General features: G+C 73.0%; 16 protein-coding genes and 1 riboswitch. Of the genes, 5 read left to right on the forward strand and 11 right to left on the reverse strand.

Annotated features, from left to right (window positions below; all coding sequences use genetic code 11):
* Nucleotides 1–294 precede the first annotated feature (294 nt).
* Entirely contained in the window at nucleotides 295–2346 is a 2052-nt protein-coding gene (locus tag AB0P03_RS33120; protein ID WP_363632260.1) for an AAA family ATPase, read from the forward strand.
* A gap of 57 nt (nucleotides 2347–2403) precedes the next feature.
* Here the strand turns inward: AB0P03_RS33120 and AB0P03_RS33125 are convergent, their stop codons facing one another.
* The 8 genes from AB0P03_RS33125 to thrC all read right to left on the reverse strand — a co-directional run bounded on the left by AB0P03_RS33125 (nucleotide 2404) and on the right by thrC (nucleotide 9460).
* Nucleotides 2404–3090, reverse strand: a complete 687-nt coding sequence (locus AB0P03_RS33125; protein WP_363632261.1) for a copper homeostasis protein CutC — start codon at nucleotides 3088–3090, stop codon at nucleotides 2404–2406.
* Nucleotides 3091–3147: 57 nt separating this feature from the next.
* Nucleotides 3148–4146 carry a hypothetical protein gene (locus AB0P03_RS33130; RefSeq protein ID WP_363632263.1) on the reverse strand — a complete coding sequence of 333 codons (999 nt, stop codon included), beginning with the start codon at nucleotides 4144–4146 and terminating at the stop codon, nucleotides 3148–3150.
* Nucleotides 4143–4526 (reverse strand): PadR family transcriptional regulator, encoded by a 384-nt coding sequence (locus tag AB0P03_RS33135; protein WP_363584890.1) that lies wholly within the window; start codon nucleotides 4524–4526, stop codon nucleotides 4143–4145. Before AB0P03_RS33135 ends, AB0P03_RS33130 begins: the two co-directional genes overlap by 4 nt.
* Nucleotides 4527–4647: 121 nt before the next feature.
* On the reverse strand, nucleotides 4648–5004 hold the full coding sequence (locus tag AB0P03_RS33140) for a hypothetical protein (protein ID WP_363632265.1): 357 nt from the start codon (nucleotides 5002–5004) through the stop codon (nucleotides 4648–4650).
* A 95-nt stretch (nucleotides 5005–5099) separates the two neighbouring features.
* Nucleotides 5100–6722, reverse strand: a complete 1623-nt coding sequence (groL, locus tag AB0P03_RS33145; RefSeq protein WP_063348228.1) for a chaperonin GroEL — start codon at nucleotides 6720–6722, stop codon at nucleotides 5100–5102.
* Between the two features lie 346 nt (nucleotides 6723–7068).
* A complete protein-coding gene (locus tag AB0P03_RS33150; protein WP_030289665.1) occupies nucleotides 7069–7272 on the reverse strand; it encodes a cold-shock protein in 204 nt (67 codons plus the stop codon).
* A gap of 589 nt (nucleotides 7273–7861) precedes the next feature.
* Nucleotides 7862–8140 (reverse strand): MoaD/ThiS family protein, encoded by a 279-nt coding sequence (locus AB0P03_RS33155; protein WP_363584886.1) that lies wholly within the window; start codon nucleotides 8138–8140, stop codon nucleotides 7862–7864.
* A 39-nt stretch (nucleotides 8141–8179) separates the two neighbouring features.
* Complete coding sequence (gene thrC, locus AB0P03_RS33160) at nucleotides 8180–9460, reverse strand: threonine synthase (protein WP_363584884.1); 1281 nt, start codon at nucleotides 9458–9460, stop codon at nucleotides 8180–8182.
* 17 nt (nucleotides 9461–9477) lie between these two features.
* Nucleotides 9478–9614, reverse strand: a riboswitch (SAM riboswitch).
* A gap of 171 nt (nucleotides 9615–9785) precedes the next feature.
* On the opposite strand from thrC, the gene AB0P03_RS33165 reads away from it, so the two are divergent.
* Complete coding sequence (locus tag AB0P03_RS33165; protein ID WP_363632276.1) at nucleotides 9786–10763, forward strand: glucosyl-3-phosphoglycerate synthase; 978 nt, start codon at nucleotides 9786–9788, stop codon at nucleotides 10761–10763.
* Between the two features lie 50 nt (nucleotides 10764–10813).
* On the forward strand, nucleotides 10814–12280 hold the full coding sequence (locus AB0P03_RS33170; RefSeq protein WP_363632269.1) for a trehalose-6-phosphate synthase: 1467 nt from the start codon (nucleotides 10814–10816) through the stop codon (nucleotides 12278–12280).
* 66 nt (nucleotides 12281–12346) lie between these two features.
* Here the strand turns inward: AB0P03_RS33170 and otsB are convergent, their stop codons facing one another.
* On the reverse strand, nucleotides 12347–13186 hold the full coding sequence (otsB, locus tag AB0P03_RS33175; RefSeq protein ID WP_363632271.1) for a trehalose-phosphatase: 840 nt from the start codon (nucleotides 13184–13186) through the stop codon (nucleotides 12347–12349).
* A gap of 30 nt (nucleotides 13187–13216) precedes the next feature.
* Entirely contained in the window at nucleotides 13217–13477 is a 261-nt protein-coding gene (locus AB0P03_RS33180; protein ID WP_363584876.1) for a DUF3263 domain-containing protein, read from the reverse strand.
* A 67-nt stretch (nucleotides 13478–13544) separates the two neighbouring features.
* Here AB0P03_RS33180 and AB0P03_RS33185 point away from each other — a divergent pair, with 67 nt between their 5' ends.
* Nucleotides 13545–13895, forward strand: coding sequence for a cupin domain-containing protein (locus AB0P03_RS33185; protein ID WP_363632273.1), 351 nt, complete (start codon nucleotides 13545–13547; stop codon nucleotides 13893–13895).
* A 49-nt stretch (nucleotides 13896–13944) separates the two neighbouring features.
* Here the strand turns inward: AB0P03_RS33185 and AB0P03_RS33190 are convergent, their stop codons facing one another.
* The gene (locus tag AB0P03_RS33190) at nucleotides 13945–15225 is read right to left on the reverse strand and encodes an extracellular solute-binding protein (RefSeq protein WP_363619090.1); all 1281 of its coding nucleotides are present in this window, start codon (nucleotides 15223–15225) and stop codon (nucleotides 13945–13947) included.
* Between the two features lie 293 nt (nucleotides 15226–15518).
* Between AB0P03_RS33190 and AB0P03_RS33195 the strand changes: the two genes are divergently transcribed.
* Nucleotides 15519–16466 (forward strand): ROK family protein, encoded by a 948-nt coding sequence (locus AB0P03_RS33195; protein ID WP_363584870.1) that lies wholly within the window; start codon nucleotides 15519–15521, stop codon nucleotides 16464–16466.
* The last annotated feature ends 175 nt before the right edge of the window (nucleotides 16467–16641 follow it).

Consider the following 16641-nt stretch of genomic DNA (forward strand, 5'->3'; position numbering starts at 1 on the left):
GGACCACGCGCGCGGCGGTGCCCGGGGCGGCGCCGCCGTCGCGCACGTCCTCCGGGCCGTACGGGGGCCGGGACCCGCGGGCCCGGGACCTGCGGGGCTGGGACCTGCGGGGCTGGAACCCCGGGGCGCCCGGGTCTAGGATCGTCCGTCTGCCCCCTCCCGAACCGTGGTACCCGCTGAAGTCGCGCGGGCAGCCGGGGGAGGCGCCGACCGCACGGCAACCGGTCGGCCGTACCCACCGTGAGCTCCATCGATCCGCTGCGCCCGCTTCCGGCGCAGCCGGGAAGGTTCGCTGTGCCCGCCACCCCCACCACCGACCCCCTCCAGCGCGAACGCGACCACCTGGCCGCGTCCCGGTCCGCGCTGCGAGCGATGCGCGAGGACGTCCAGTCGCTGGACCTGCGCGACGTGACCGGCACCTGGGTGTCCGCCGCCGTCCTCCAGAACCAGATCGAGGCCCGGATCGCCGCCCTCGCCGACCTCTCGCACACCCCGCTGTTCTTCGGCCGCCTGGACTACCTGCACACGATCAGCGAGGAGCTGAGCGAAGGAGGCGGCGGGGAGAGCTTCTACATCGGGCGCCGGCACGTCCACGACGCCGACGGCGACCCGATGGTGATCGACTGGCGCGCGCCGGTCTCCCAGCCGTTCTACCGGGCCAGCCGCACCGAGCCGCTGGACGTCGAACGCCGCCGCCGCTTCGGCTACACCGGCGGCGAGCTCACCGCCTACGAGGACGAGCACCTGAGCGACCCGGCGGAGGCGGACACCGCCTCCGCCCTGCTCGCCGCCGAGATCGAGAAGCCCCGCGTCGGCCCGATGCGCGACATCGTCGCCACCATCCAGCCCGAGCAGGACGAGATCGTCCGCTCCGACGTGACGGGCACCATCTGCGTCCAGGGCGCCCCCGGCACCGGGAAGACGGCCGTGGGCCTGCACCGCGTCGCGTACCTGCTCTACGCGCACCGCGAGCGCCTCGCCCGGACGGGCACGCTGGTGATCGGGCCGAACAACGCCTTCCTCTCCTACATCGAGCAGGTGCTCCCGGCCCTGGGCGAGCTGGACGTCAACCAGGCGACCGTGCAGCAGCTGGTCGGGCACGTCGAGGTGCGCGGCGAGGACGACCCGCGGGCGGCCCGGCTGAAGGGCGACGCCCGGATGGCCGAGGTGCTGCGCCGGGCGGTGCGCGCGGGCATCACGCTGCCCACCGAGCCCTGCGTGGTGGTCCGCGGCTCCCGCCGCTGGCGCGTCCAGGTGCACGAACTCACCGCGATCATCGAGGAGTTGAAGAGCCGCGAGGTGCGCTACGGCGCCGCCAGGGACGCCCTGCCACAGCGGATCGCGCACACCGTGCTGCTGAAGATGGAACAGTCCGGCGAGGCCCCCGACGACCGGGTGCAGGACGCGGTGGCCCGCAACCCCGCGGTCAAGGCGGTGGCCAAGGAGTGCTGGCCGGCGGTCGACCCGGCGAAGCTGGTGCTGCGACTGCTCTCCGACCCGGAGTTCCTGGCCGCCTGCGCGGAGGGCGTGCTGACCCCGGAGGAGCAGCAGGCGGTGCTGTGGCCCAAGCCGGGCCGCTCGGTGAAGACGGCCCGCTGGACGCAGGCCGACGCCGTCCTGGTCGACGAGGCGACGGACCTGGTGCAGCGCACCCCCTCGCTCGGGCACGTGGTGCTGGACGAGGCGCAGGACCTCTCCCCGATGCAGTACCGCGCGGTCGGCCGGCGCTGCACGACCGGCTCGGCGACCGTCCTCGGCGACCTCGCCCAGGGCACCACCCCGTGGGCGACGGCGAGCTGGCCGGACGCGCTGCGCCACCTGGGCAAGCCGGACGCCCACGTCGAGGAGCTGACCAAGGGCTTCCGGGTGCCGGAGGAGGTCATCGCGTACGCCTCCCGGCTGCTCCCGGCGATCGCCCCGGGCCTGGCCCCGGCGACCTCCGTCCGCGACGCCCCCGGCTCGCTGACGATCCGCCGCCTCCCGGACGCGGAGGCCGTGCCCGCCGTCGTGGCGGCCTGCCGCGAGGCGCTGGAGCACGAGGGCTCGACCGGGCTGATCGCCGCCGACGCCCGGATCCCGCTGCTCGCCGAGGCGCTGACCGCGGCCGGCCTGCCGTACCTGTCCCCCGGCGCCGAGACCAGCGCCGAGGCCCGGCTGACGCTCGTGCCGGCCTCGCTGGCCAAGGGTCTGGAGTACGACTACGTGGTGCTGGACGAGCCGGCCGCGGTGATCGCGGGCGAGCCGGACGAGCGGACCGGCCTGCGGCGGCTGTACGTGGCGCTCACCCGTGCCGTCTCCGGCCTGACGGTGCTGCACGGCGAACCGCTGCCCGCGCAGCTGCGCTGAGGAACCGAGCGGCGGGGGCCGGCCCCACCGGGACCGGCCCCCGCCCTCCGCGCACGCTCAGGCGTCGATCAGGGCCCGCCACTCGGCGACCTTGGCCGCGTCCACCGGCGTCCGCCAGCCGTCGACCCGCACCGCACCGCCGACGTGGAAGCCGTCGAAGCCCTCGGCCCGCAGCCCCTTCAGGTGTTCGGCCCGCAGGCCGCCGCCGATCAGGATCCGCTGCCCGTACCCGGGCTCGCCCGCGCGGGCCTGCTCCGCCAGCAGCACCTCGTACCCGGCGTCGACGCCGGCAGGCGCGCCCGAGGTGAGGAAGGTGTCCAGCCCGGGCAGCGCGCCGACGGCGGCCCGCAGGGCGGCCCGGTCGGCGCTGTGGTCGATCGCCCGGTGGAAGGTCCAGCGGCAGCCGGCCACCGCCTCGGCGACGGCGGCGGTGGCGGCCAGGTCGACGGTGCCGTCGGCGTGGAGGAAGCCGAAGACGAACTCCTCGGCGCCCTCGGCCCGCAACGCGGCGGCCCGGGCGGCCAGTTCGTCCAGGCCGCCGGGCGCGAAGCCGTCCCGGACCCGGAGCATGACGCGCAGCGGGATGTCGACGGCGGCCCGGATCCGGGCGAAGTCCTCGACGGACGGGGTGAGCCCGTCCGCGGCCATGTCGGTGACCAGTTCGAGCCGGTCGGCGCCGCCCGACTCGGCAGCCTGGGCGTCCTGGGGCGTCAGCGCGATGACTTCGAAAATTGGTCTAGACATATCAGTAGGTTGCCACATCCGGCCGGGCCCGGCGAGCACTTCGCCCCGCCCCCCGGGTCACGCCAGGCTGCGCCCCTTCCCGGAGTCCCCGCCGAACCATCCGCCGAACCGTCCGCCGGGCCCGTCGCCGGCCCCGATCCGGCGCATCGCCACCGCGGCCGCCACCAGGAGCAGCAGCACCGGCGCCGCCATCGGCAGCACGTGCCAGAACCCGCGGCCCTCGCGCCAGATGTTGAACAGGCCCGCGAACATCGTCAGCGACAGCACCGCGACCCCGACGGCCGCCGGCAGCACCCGGCCGCGCAGCGCGGTGAAGGTCAGCAGCAGCGGCCCGATCAGCAGCGCCGCGAACCACTGCATGTCCAGCGGGAAGGTGGAGTCGCCCCAGTGCTGGAGCGCCACCAGCAGCCCGCCCCCGAGGACCGAGGCCAGCGCCAGCCCGCCGGAACGCCAGGAGGCCCTGGGCAGCAACTCCGTCGGCGCCGCGGCCAGCAGCAGCGCCCCCAACACGAACGGCATGGTGGCCACGCTGCTGTCCCCCACCCCCCAGAGGTCGAATTCCGGCGGCAGCACGACGGCCTGCGCCAGCACGAACAGCGCGGAGACGGCCTGGAGCAGCGAGATGACCCGCACCGCCGTCCAGCGCCCCGTCACGACGGCCACCGCGAGCAGCAGCGCGATCACCGGCGGCGCGATGGTCAGCGCGTACGTGGTGTACGAGGGGTCCCAGGTCAGCCGGCGGGCGGCCCGCTCCGCATCGCTCACCCACGGCACCAGCGCCGCACCGGCCAGCGCCCCGGCGACCATCGGCGCGGCCAGCGCGAGCACCCGCCCGGCCAGCGAGGAGCCGGTCAGCCCGAGCCGCACCCGCAGCCCGTACGCGGCCAGGTCGAACGCCTCACGGGCGACGGCCGAGCGGCCCGCCTCCGCCGTGGTGTCGGCGAACACCGCGGCCAGTTCCTCGCCGCGCTCCCGGCGGTAGCGGGGCGGGTAGAACTGCAGCGCCGCCCGCAGCGCGGTCGAAGGCGCCCCCATCGTCGGTGTGGTCATGGTCATGCGAAGAACCCCCTCATCATCGACTTCCCCTCCGGCTCCGGCTTGCCCTGGAGCGCCGACCAGACGTTCGCGAGACGGCGCTCCGCCTCGGTGGCGACGGCCCGCAGCCGCTCCGCCTCGGAGGCCAGCGCCTCCCGGCCGACGCTGGTCAGCGCGTAGCTGCGCCGCGCCCGCCCGTCCACGACCTCCTCCGCGGCGACCTCGATCAGCCCCTGCTGGAGCAGGCGGTCGAGGGCGCCGTACAGGGTGCCGGTGCGCATCTTGACCCGGCCCTCGGAGATGGCGGCGATCTCCTGGATGAGGGCGTAGCCGTGTCTCGGGGCGTCCGCCAGAGCGGTGAGCAGCAGCAGCGTCGGCTCCTGCATCGAGCGTTCAGTCATACGACTACATATATCGTCAACCTACCTATAGGTCCAGTACTCCCGCCGCCCGGTCCACGACGCGGACCACGAGCGGACTGGGAACGGACCAGGAGCGGGCTGGGAGCGGACCACGAGCGGGCTAGGAGAGCTCCCCCACCGGCGCGACCACCGCGCCCTGCTTGCCGCACACCCAGTGCGGCTCCGGCCCCAGCTCCGGCTCCACGCCGAGCGCGTGCGGGTCCCCGTCGGCGGCGCAGGCGGTGCACAGCGGCCAGCGCCCGTACGCCTCCAGCAGCGCGTCCTGGACGTCCTGGGCGACCAGCCCGAGCACGTACCCGGTGCCGTCCGGCCACTGCTCCAACCACCAGCGGCGGTGCGTCACGGCCTGCTCCACCAGGGAGACGACGGCGGCGTCCGCCACGTCCCGCGAGGTGAGGTCGGCCAGGATCAGCGCCCGCGCGTTGTACAGCGCGGTCTCGATGTCGTCGGAAGCCATCTGTCCATTCTCCGGTAGAACGCCGTGTGGGCGGCCCCCCGAAGGGGACCGCCCACACGATCAGGAACCAGCCGATCCGATCGGTGCGATCAGGATCAGAAGTCCATGTCACCGCCCGGCATGCCGCCGCCGGCGGCCGCAGCGGCCTTCTCCGGCTTGTCGGCGATGACGGCCTCGGTGGTGAGGAACAGCGCCGCGATGGAGGCGGCGTTCTGCAGCGCGGAGCGGGTCACCTTGGCCGGGTCGATGATGCCCTCGGCGATCAGGTCGACGTAGGTGTTGGTGGCCGCGTTCAGGCCGTGACCGGCGGGGAGGTTGCGCACCTTCTCCACCACGACGCCACCCTCCAGGCCGGCGTTGGTCGCGATCTGCTTGATCGGGGCCTCCAGCGCGACCTTGACGATGTTGGCACCGGTGGCCTCGTCGCCCTCCAGCTCCAGCTTGTCGAAGGCGACCGAGGCCTGGAGCAGCGCGACGCCACCACCGGCGACGATGCCCTCCTCGACGGCGGCCTTCGCGTTGCGGACGGCGTCCTCGATGCGGTGCTTGCGCTCCTTGAGCTCCACCTCGGTGGCCGCGCCGGCCTTGATGACGGCCACGCCGCCGGCCAGCTTGGCGAGGCGCTCCTGGAGCTTCTCGCGGTCGTAGTCCGAGTCGCTGTTCTCGATCTCGGCGCGGATCTGGTTCACGCGGCCGGCGACCTGCTCGCTGTCACCGCCACCGTCGACGATGGTGGTCTCGTCCTTGGTGATGACCACCTTGCGGGCGGTGCCCAGCAGGTCGATGCCGGCGTTCTCCAGCTTGAGGCCGACCTCCTCGGAGATCACGGTGCCACCGGTGAGGATGGCGATGTCGCCGAGCATGGCCTTGCGGCGGTCGCCGAAGCCCGGGGCCTTGACGGCGACGGACTTGAAGGTGCCGCGGATCTTGTTCACGACCAGGGTCGACAGGGCCTCGCCCTCGACGTCCTCGGCGATGATGACGAGCGGCTTGCCGCTCTGCATGACCTTCTCCAGCAGCGGCAGCAGGTCCTTGACCGAGCCGATCTTGGAGTTGGCGATGAGGATGTAGGGGTCCTCGAAGGTCGCCTCCATGCGCTCCAGGTCGGTCGCGAAGTAGGCGGAGATGTAGCCCTTGTCGAAGCGCATGCCCTCGGTGAGCTCGAGCTCCAGACCGAAGGTGTTGCTCTCCTCGACGGTGATGACGCCTTCCTTGCCGACCTTGTCCATGGCCTCGGCGATGAGCTCGCCGATCTGGGTGTCGGCGGCCGAGATGGAGGCGGTGGAGGCGATCTGCTCCTTGGTCTCCACGTCCTTGGCCTGGGCCAGCAGCTGGTCGGAGACGGCGGCGACGGCCTTCTCGATGCCGCGCTTCAGGGCCATCGGGTTGGCGCCGGCGGCGACGTTGCGCAGACCCTCGCGAACCAGGGCCTGGGCGAGCACGGTGGCGGTGGTGGTGCCGTCACCCGCGACGTCGTCGGTCTTCTTGGCGACCTCCTTGACGAGCTCCGCGCCGATCTTCTCGTAGGGGTCCTCGAGCTCGATCTCCTTGGCGATGGAGACACCGTCGTTGGTGATCGTGGGGGCGCCCCACTTCTTCTCCAGCACGACGTTGCGACCCTTGGGGCCGAGCGTGACCTTCACTGCGTCGGCGAGCTGGTTCATGCCACGCTCAAGGCCGCGGCGAGCTTCCTCATCAAAGGCGATGATCTTGGCCATCAGAAGTGGTCCTCCGGGACACGGTCGACTGCTCGGACCAAGGGGTGCCCGCGACGGACGGCCCTGGTGTGCGGGGGTCCTTTCCCCTACCGCTCCCGGGGGCCTCACCGACCCGGTCCGCTGTCACTCTCACGCTGTGAGTGCTAACGCCAATAATTAGCACTCGGGGTGGTCGAGTGCAAGCCCAATCGCGATCCCGCGAGCCGCCCGGGGCGCTCCCGCCGACCCGCGCAACTCCCCGCCGGGGAACGCCGACGGGCCCGTACGACGCGTGTCGCACGGGCCCGTCGAGAAGCGAGTGGTCACCAGCCGTGGGCCGCGCCGAGCTCCTGGGGTCGGAAGGGGGTCACACCGCGGCGCGGACCATGTCCGCCTGCGGGCCCTTCTGTCCCTGGGAGATCTCGAACTCGACCCGCTGGCCCTCCTCGAGGGTGCGGTAGCCGTCCATCTGGATCGCGCTGTAGTGGACGAAGACGTCCGCACCACCGTCGACCGCGATGAAGCCGTAGCCCTTCTCCGCGTTGAACCACTTGACGGTGCCCTGAGCCATTCCGAACTCCCCTAGTGCTGTGCTGGCCCTTCACGCGCCCGCAGGTCGCGGGCCCGGGTCTGGTTTGAAGGCCGGCCCGGGGAACCCCCCCTGGGCGCAGCCGTGCACGCCGCAACCCTCCGCCGGGGGTGCCTGACGGCGCCCTGTGAGCGGGTGATTACGTCGACCGCGGCTGAATGTATCCGGATCGACGCCCTCTGCAACAGGGTCAGCTGCGGGGAATTCCGGCACCACGCCAAGGGGCAGGACGGGCCAAAGCGGGAGGAATTCGGCATTTCACGCCGGACATAGCGGACGGATTACTGCAAATCCCCGCGGGAATTCTGACATCTGCCTGACATGTTTCACGGCCCAGGCACCCGACCGGTCTCAGCGGCCGGACGACCGTCCGGCGATTCGCGGGTGATTCGCGGGTGAGGATGAGGGGAAGCCCTGTTCCCAACCGAGCCACACTCTACTCCGACTTGACCCCGCCATATTCCCGCCGAAATGCGGCCGGCCGCCCGTGCGTACGGAGAACGGAATTCCGTACGCGCGGACGGCCGGTCGGACGAGCGGCTCGGGCGGGGTGCCCGGATCGGGGCGCGGCTCAGCAGCCGCCGGCCACCGCCGGGATGATCGAGACGCTGGCGCCGTCCGCGATCCCGGTCGCCAGGCCCTCGGCGAAGCGCACGTCGTCGTCGTTCACGTAGACGTTGACGAAGCGGCGCAGCTTGCCGGCGTCGTCCAGGATGCGGGCGGCGATCCCCGCGTGGTTCTTCTCCAGGTCGGCGATGACCTCGCCCAGGGTGGCGCCCTCGGCGGCCACCTCGGCGGCGCCGCCGGTGTAGGTGCGCAGGATGGTGGGGATACGGACGTTGGCGCTCATGGTTCTCCTAGCGGACAGGGCCCAGCGGGGTGGGGGGATTCAGGCGGACGCGAGGCCGGCGTCGTGGAAGGACGCCAGGGTCGGGCGGATGACGGCGGTCATCCCGGCCCCGGCGACGGCGTCCAGGGTCTTCAGGCCGTCGCCGGTGTTGATCGCGACGGTCTCCTTGGCCGGGTCCAGCTGGCCGGTCTCCACCAGCTTCTTCAGCACGCCGACGGTCACCCCGCCCGCGGTCTCGGCGAAGACGCCCTCGGTCCGGGCCAGCAGCCGGATCGCGTCCACCACCTCGGCGTCGGTGACGTCCTCGACCGCGCCGCCGGTGCGCCGGGCGATGTCCAGCACGTACGGGCCGTCCGCCGGGTTGCCGATCGCCAGCGACTTGGCGATGGTGTCCGGCTTGACCGGGCGGATCACGTCCTGGCCGGCCTTGAACGCCGCCGACACCGGGGAGCAGCCCGCCGCCTGGGCGCCGAAGACCTTGTACGGCCGGTCCTCGACCAGGCCGAGCCTGATCAGCTCCTGCAGCCCCTTGTCGATCTTGGTCAGCTGGGAGCCGGAGGCGATCGGGATGACGATCTGCTCCGGCAGCCGCCAGCCGAGCTGCTCGCAGATCTCGTACGCCAGCGTCTTGGAGCCCTCGCCGTAGTAGGGGCGCAGGTTGACGTTGACGAAGCCCCAGCCCTCGCCGGCCGGGTCGCCGATCAGCTCCGAGCAGAAGCGGTTCACGTCGTCGTAGTTGCCCTCGATGCCGACCAGCTCGCCGCCGTACACCCCGGCCATGACGACCTTGCCCTGCTCCAGGTCGTGCGGGATGAACACGCAGGACTTGAAGCCGGCCCGGGCAGCCGCCGCGCCCACCGCGCCGGCCAGGTTGCCGGTGGAGGAGCAGGAGAGCGTCGTGAAGTCGAAGGCCCGCGCGGCCTCGATGGCGCAGGCCACCACGCGGTCCTTGAACGAGTGGGTCGGGTTGCCCGAGTCGTCCTTGATGTGCAGCTGCGCGGTGAAGCCCAGCTCGCGGCCCAGGTTGTCCGCCTTGACCAGCGGGGTCCAGCCGGGGTTCAGGTTGGGCTTGGTGGCGACGTCGGCCGGGACGGGCAGCAGCGGCGCGTAGCGCCAGATCGAGCTCGGGCCGGCCTCGATCCGGCGGCGCAGCGCCTCGGCGTCCTCGCTGCCGAAGTCGTACGCGATCTCCAGCGGGCCGAAGCACTCCAGGCAGGCGAAGCTCGGACCGAGCGGGAAGCGGGTGCCGCACTCCCGACAGGACAGCGCGGTGGCGGGGCCGAGGTCCACGGATGCGGGTGCGACAGTGTCGATAGCCATGATGGCGGAGGCCTCTCTCCTCATCTTCCCCGTGGCACGGTCGCGCCACAGGCCGGAATTGGCACCTGTCCCGCCGGGGCCTGTCGACAGACAGCCGCGCGAGAAGGTTGCCGGGACGTCAACGGGCCGTTCCCTCAGTCCCTCTGGATGAGCTTGTGAAATTGTGGTGGTGCTCAACGGCGACCCCGGCGTGCAAAGGTCCGGCCGCTGTACGAAGACTGTATCCGAAGGCGTCAACCCCGAACGGGATCGTCCGCCACGCGAGATGGCGCGTCCCACCGACCCCGCCGAGGAGAGTCCCGTGCCCGCCGAACCGACCCCCGCGCTGCTCCCGCAGGCGGCGTCCTGGCTGCGCCGCCGCTCGTGGAGCGCGGTCGACCGGCCGGTGCACGCCCTGCTGGAGGCCAAGCGCCGGACCGGCCACACGGTCAGCGTGGTGCTGCCCGCGCTGGACGAGGAGGCCACCGTCGGCGACATCGTCCGCACCATCCGCCGCGAGCTGATGGAGCGCCTCCCGCTGGTCGACGAACTCGTCGTGGTCGACTCCGGCTCGGCCGACGCCACCGCCGCCGTCGCGGCCCGGGCCGGCGCCCGGGTGGAGTACCGCGACGCGATCCTGCCCCGGCTGCCCGCCGTCCCCGGCAAGGGCGAGGTGCTCTGGCGCTCGCTGCTGGTCACCCGCGGCGACATCGTCTGCTTCGTCGACGCCGACCTGCGCGAGTTCGACCCGGCCTTCGTCTCCGGCATCCTCGGCCCGCTGCTGACCGAACCGGACATCCAGCTGGTCAAGGCCATGTACGACCGGCCGCTGGAGACCGAGGGCGCGGTGGTCCCGGCCGGCGGCGGCCGGGTCACCGAACTGGTCGCCCGCCCGCTGCTCAACCTGCACTGGCCGGAACTCGCCGGTTTCGTCCAGCCGCTCGGCGGCGAGTACGCGGCCCGCCGCGCGCTGCTCGAACGGCTCCCCTTCCCCACCGGCTACGGCGTCGAACTCGGCCTGCTGGTCGACGCGCTGGAGACGGTCGGGCTGGACGCCCTGGCCCAGGTGGACGTCGGCGTCCGGCACCACCGGCACCAGGACGGCCAGGCCCTCGGCCGGATGGCCGCCACCATCTACCGCACCGCCCTCGAACGCCTCGACCGCACCCACCGGCTGAAGGCCTCGGCCGACCTGGTCCACCCGCTGCTGACCCAGTTCACCCGCGACCCGCAGAGCCGGGAGTTCACCGCCCACACCCACCCGGTGACCGCCCTGGAACGCCCGCCCATGCACACCGTGCCCGAGTACGCGACCCGACACTGAACACCCACCGAAAGGGTTTGCCGCTCCGGAGCCCCGGCAACGTACCAACCATGGGCGATCTCACGACCGAACGTTCGAGTGCGACCGGCACCGCCCCCGTCCTGGTGGCCTCCAATCGGGGACCGGTGTCGTTCGGCACCGCGGACGACGGCACGCTGACCCTCCGCCGCGGCGGCGGAGGCCTGGTCTCCGGCCTCTCCGCCATCGACGACCCCGACGCCGTCTGGGTCTGCGCCGCCCTCGGCGCGGCCGACCGGCAGGCCGCCAGAGGGGCCCCGGACGGCCGCCTCGACCTCGCCGGGCACGACGTGGGCGGCCAGGCCGTCCGCATGCTGGACATCGATCCCGACACCTTCGCCCGCGCCTACAACGGCGTCGCCAACTCCACCCTCTGGTTCGTCCACCACCTGCTCTACGCCACCCCCACCGCCCCCGCCTTCGACGCCGGGTTCCGCACCGAGTGGGCCGCCTACCGCGCCTACAACGCCGCCTTCGCCGAGGCGCTGGCCGCCGAGGCCGCCCCCGGGGCCGCCGTGCTGGTCCAGGACTACCACCTCTCGCTGACCCCTGCCCTGCTCCGCGCCGCCCGCCCCGACCTGCGGATCGGCCACTTCTCGCACACCCCGTGGGCCCCGCCCGAGTACTTCCGGCTGCTTCCCGACGACGTCGCCGAGGCCGTCCTCACCGGCATCCTGGGCGCCGACCGGGCCGGCTTCCTGACCCGCCGCTGGGCGCTGGCCTTCGCCGACTGCTGCGCCGACCTGCTCGGTGCCGAGGTCGACCGGGACGCCATGACCGTCACCCACGCCGGCCGCACCACCCGGCTCGGCGTGCACGCGCTCGGCGCCGACGCCGACTTCCTGCGCGAGCGCTCCCACCGCCCGGACGTCGACGAACGCCTCGACGCCCTCCGCGAGGCCGTCGGCGGGCGGCGCACCATCGTCCGGGTCGACCGCACCGAGCTGAGCAAGAACATCGTCCGCGGCCTCCAGGCCTACCGGCACCTGCTGCGCACCCGCCCCGAATGGCACGACCGGGTGGTGCACATCGCCTTCGCCTACCCCTCGCGCACCGACCTCGCCGAGTACCGCGCCTACACCGCGCAGGTCCAACGGCTCGCCGAGGACATCAACGCCGAGTTCGCCACCCCTGCCTGGCAGCCGCTGATCCTGCACGTCGACGACGACTTCCCGCGTTCCCTGGCCGCCTACCGGCTCGCCGACGTGGCCCTGGTCAACCCGATCCGGGACGGCATGAACCTGGTCGCCAAGGAGGTTCCGGTGGTGTCCGACCACGGCTGCGCCCTGGTGCTCTCCCGCGAGGCCGGCGCGCACGCCGAACTCGCCGAGGACGCGCTCACCGTCAACCCGTACGACATCATCGCCACCGCCGACGCCCTGCACGCCGGCCTCACCATGCCCGAGGGGGAGCGCGCCGACCGCACCAAGCGCCTCGCGGCGGCGGCCACCGCGCTGCCCCCGCAGCAGTGGTTCCTCGACCAGCTCAACGCGCTGTGAACCAGCTCAACGCGCTGTGAACCGGCTCAACGCGCTCTGAGCCCGCTCAACGCGCCGTCGCCCGGCTCAGACCGCTCCGACGGCCGCGCCCAGCGCCGCGAGCAGCTCCACCACGCCGGCCGGGCCCGGGACCACCAGGTCGGCCCGGTCGGCGAGTTCACGCACCGGCGCGTCCCCCACCGCGCCGCTGCACACCAGCAGCCCCGCCACCCCCTCGCCGCGCAGCTTCTCCACCGCCGCGAAGGCCGCCACGTCCCCCAGGTCGTCCCCCGCGTACAGCACCGAACCTGCCCCGCACTCGCGCAGGAAACCGGTCAGCGCCGCGCCCTTGTCCACCCCCGGCGGCCGTAGCTCCAGCACCAGCCGCCCGGGCTCCACCACCAGCCCGTGCCCGGCCGCCAGCTCGCCGACCGGCGCCCGCAGCAGCTCCAGCGTCTCCTCGGGCGCCGCCGTGCGCCGGGTGTGCACCGCCAGCGAGCGCCCCTTGTCCTCCAGCCACGTCCCCTCGGGCGCCCCCGCCGCCGCCAGCAGGCCAGGCAGCGCCGCCCGCGCCCCGGCCACCCCGGGGTGCACCGGCGGCGCGGTCACCTCGCCGCCCTCCCAGCGCTCGGCGCCGTAGTGCCCCAGCACCACGACCCCGGGCAGCCCGTCCAGGCCGCCGTACTCCGCCGCCAGCGCGGCCGGCCGACCCGTCACCACCACCACGGCCCGCACCGCCGGCACCAGCGCCCGCAGCGCGGCCGCCGCCCCCGGATGTGCCCGCGCCCGATCGGGATCCGCCACGATCGGCGCCAGCGTCCCGTCGAAGTCCAGCGCGATCACCGCCTCGCCCGGCGCCGCCAGGATCGCCCGCAGCCCGTCCCGCCCGGCAGCCGTGACCGGCGCCCACTTCTCGTCAAAGCCCATGCCCGAGCCCTACCCCGCGGCCCCGTCCCGCTACCGTGCCGCCCGCCGGGCCTCCCGGATCCGGCGCAGCCGGTTCACCAGGACAGGGGCGTGCGCCAGGGCCTCCGGCCGGTCCAGCAGCGCGTTCAGCAGCTGGTAGTACCGGGTGGAGGAGAGCCCCAGCTCCTCCCGGATCGCCCGTTCCTTGGCCCCGGCCGTCCGCCACTGCCGCCCCTCCAGGGCCAGCACCGCCACGTCCCGCTCACTCAGCTCGCCCACCAGGACACCTCCGCCATCACTACGGAGTGTCATTCTCCCGCGTGAGCCGGACACACTGTGCGCCCTCCGGCACCCGGCCGCCCCGGCTAGCGTCGGCGGTATGACCACGCCCAGCTTCGCCGTGCACATCCCCACCGCCGACCTCGAACCCGATCCGCTCGACCCGGCCCAGATCGTCTCCGGCACCCCGGAGGTCTCCGGCCTGGTCCTCGCCGAGTCCCCCGACGGCCGCCAGCTGCGCGGCATCTGGCAGATCACCCCCGGCGTGGTCACCGACGTGGAGGCCGACGAGTTGTTCGTGGTGCTCAGCGGCCGGGCCACCATCGAGGTCGAGGGCGGCCCGACCCTGGAGGTCGGCCCGGGCGACTGCGTCGTGCTGCGCGAGGGCGACCGGACCACCTGGACGGTCCACGAGACGCTCCGCAAGGCCTACGCCATCACGCTCCCCTGACGAGCCCGCCCCTGACGCCCCCGCCCCTGGAGGGCACCCCGGCCCGGGTTCACTTGCGGACCCGGGCCGCCTCCTTGACCGCCGCGTCCTGCAGCCCGGCGAGCGCCTGCTTCGGGTCGCCGGTGACGGCCTGCCCGATCCCGGCCTTGATCCGGTTGCTGACGTCGCCCCAGGCCGGGTCCCCGAACGGGTAGAAGCTGGCGTTGGTCAGCCCGACCGCGAACTGCTTGAGGTCCTCGTGCTTCGGGTCGGACGTCATCTGGTTGAACGCGTCCTGGGTGACCGGCAGCAGGTTGTACTGCTCGTCGAACTTCAGCTGGAACTCGCGGGAGTAGGCGAAGGACAGGAACTTCTTGATCTCGTTCTTGTGCCCGTTGGCCTTGAACGCCATCATCCAGTCCGCGACGCCGAGGCTGCCGGTCTTGCCCACGCCGTCCTTCTTGGGGATCGGCGCCGTCCCGAAGTCGATCTTCCCGGCGGTGGCCATCCGCAGCAGCGTCGGGTGCCCGTTCAGCATCGCGACCTTCCCGGCCGCGAAGTCCTGGAAGACCGGGGTGCGGTTCATCTTGCCCGGGTCCGGATAGGTCAGCCCGGTGGCCACCAGGTTGTTCTTCAGCCAGCTGAAGGTGGCCTGGTTCTGGGCGCTGTCGATGGTGTAGTTGCCGACGTCGTCGGAGAGGCTGCCGCCGCCGCTCAGCGTCCACAGCATGGACTCGGCCGGCGCCTCCTCCGGCCCGAGCGGCAGCCCGTACGGGGTCACGCCCGGCACCTTGGCCTTGATCTTCTCGGCGTCCTGGCGCAGTTCGTTCCAGGTGGCCGGCGGCTGGGTGATGCCGGCCTGGCGGAAGACCGCCTTGTTGTAGAAGAGCACCCGGGAGGAGGAGACGAACGGGATGCCGTACTGGGTGCCGAGCACCTGCCCGGCGTGCGCGAAGGTGTCCAGGAAATTGGCCTGGGTGTCCATCGAGAGCACGTCGGCGGCCGGGTACAGCCGGTCCGCCGCGACCTGGTCGGCGAAGCCGCCGGTCTGCAGCAGGTCGGGGGACTTGCCGGCCGCGATCATGTCGTCGACCTTCTTGCCGATGTCGGTCCAGCTGTCCACCTCGACGTCGACCTTGATGCCGGGGTTGGCGGCCTCGAAGCCGCGCGCGATCTCGTCCCAGTACAGCTTGGAGCTGGTGTCGGCGCTCTCCCCGTAGTCGGCGGCGACCAGCTTGAGGGTGACCGGCCCGTCCTCCTGCCCGCCGCAGGCGCTGACGGCGGTGAGTACCAGTGCTCCGGCCAGCGCGGTGCCGAGGACGCGGGTGGGAACGTGGGCGCGCCTGTTCAACGCGGGTACCGCCTTCAGGGGAGAACTGCGACCGGACGGGGGAATCCGGGAGGGGGGAGGCGCAACACTGCCAAACCCACCGGGCAGTGGTCCACACCACTGTGCCGAGCCCGCCGAGTAGTTATCGAAGTGCGGACGTCATTGCACGATGCGCAACAGAAGGTGAACGGAAGGCGCCCGGCGCAAAGCCGCTCACACTGCCCCCATCTGCGACAAAGCTCACCTACTTTGGACCAGACCAATCCGACAACTGGACTAGACCTCTTCTACCCGACCAAGGGAAACTGTCCTCCGTGAAGCACGTCATCGCACTCGATGTAGGCGGCACCGGCATGAAGGCCGCGCTGCTCGCCCAGGACGGCTCCGTGCTGTTCGAAGCACGCCGACCGACCGGGCGGGAGCACGGCACGGACGCCGTGGTCACCGCCATCCTCGACTTCGCCGCCGACCTGGCGGACGAGGGCCGGGGCCGCTTCGGCGTCGCCCCGCTCGCGGCCGGCGTCGCCGTCCCCGGCACGATCGACGAGAGGAACGGCATCGCGGTCTACTCGGCCAACCTCGGCTGGCGGGACCTCCCGCTGCGCAAGCTCCTGGGCGAGCGCCTGGCCGGGCCCGACCGCGCCGTCATCCCCGTCGCGCTCGGCCACGACGTGCGCTCGGGCGGCCTGGCCGAGGGCCGGCTCGGCGCCGGCCGGGGCGTCGACCGCTTCCTGTTCATCGCGCTGGGCACCGGCATCGCCGGTGCCATCGGCATCGGCGGCCGGATCGAGGCCGGCGCGCACGGCTACGGCGGCGAGATCGGCCACGTCGTGGTCCGCCCGGGCGGACCGCAGTGCGGCTGCGGCGCCCGCGGCTGCCTGGAGACGCTCGCCTCCGCCTCCGCCGTGTCCCGTGCCTGGGCCGCGGCCAGCGGCGACCCCGACGCCGACGCGGCATCCTGCGCCGCCGCGGTGGACGCCGGGGACGACCGCGCGCTCGCGGTCTGGCAGGGCGCCGTCGACGCCCTCGCCGACGGGATCGTGCTCGCCCAGAGCCTGCTCGACCCGTCCACGGTGATCGTCGGCGGCGGGCTGGCCGAGGCCGGTGACACGCTCTTCGACCCGCTGCGCACGGCGGTCACCGAGCGACTGACCTTCCAGATGCCCCCGAAGGTCGTACCCGCCATGCTCAAAGACACCGCCGCGTCCCTGGGCGCGGGCCTGCTCGCCTGGGATCTGCTCTCCATGGAGGTGACCGCGTGACCACCGCGGACCGTGACCGTACCGCACTGGCCGGCGCCCGGCTGGTCCTGCCCGGCGGCGTCGTCGAGGGCGGCCACCTAGCCGTCGAGGGCGACCGGATCGCCGGCCTCGGAGGCGAGAGCGAGCCCGGCGACCTCGACCTGACCGGGTACACCGTCGTCCCCGGCTTCGTCGA

This window comes from Kitasatospora sp. NPDC088779, assembly GCF_040685395.1.
Taxonomy (GTDB): domain Bacteria; phylum Actinomycetota; class Actinomycetes; order Streptomycetales; family Streptomycetaceae; genus Kitasatospora.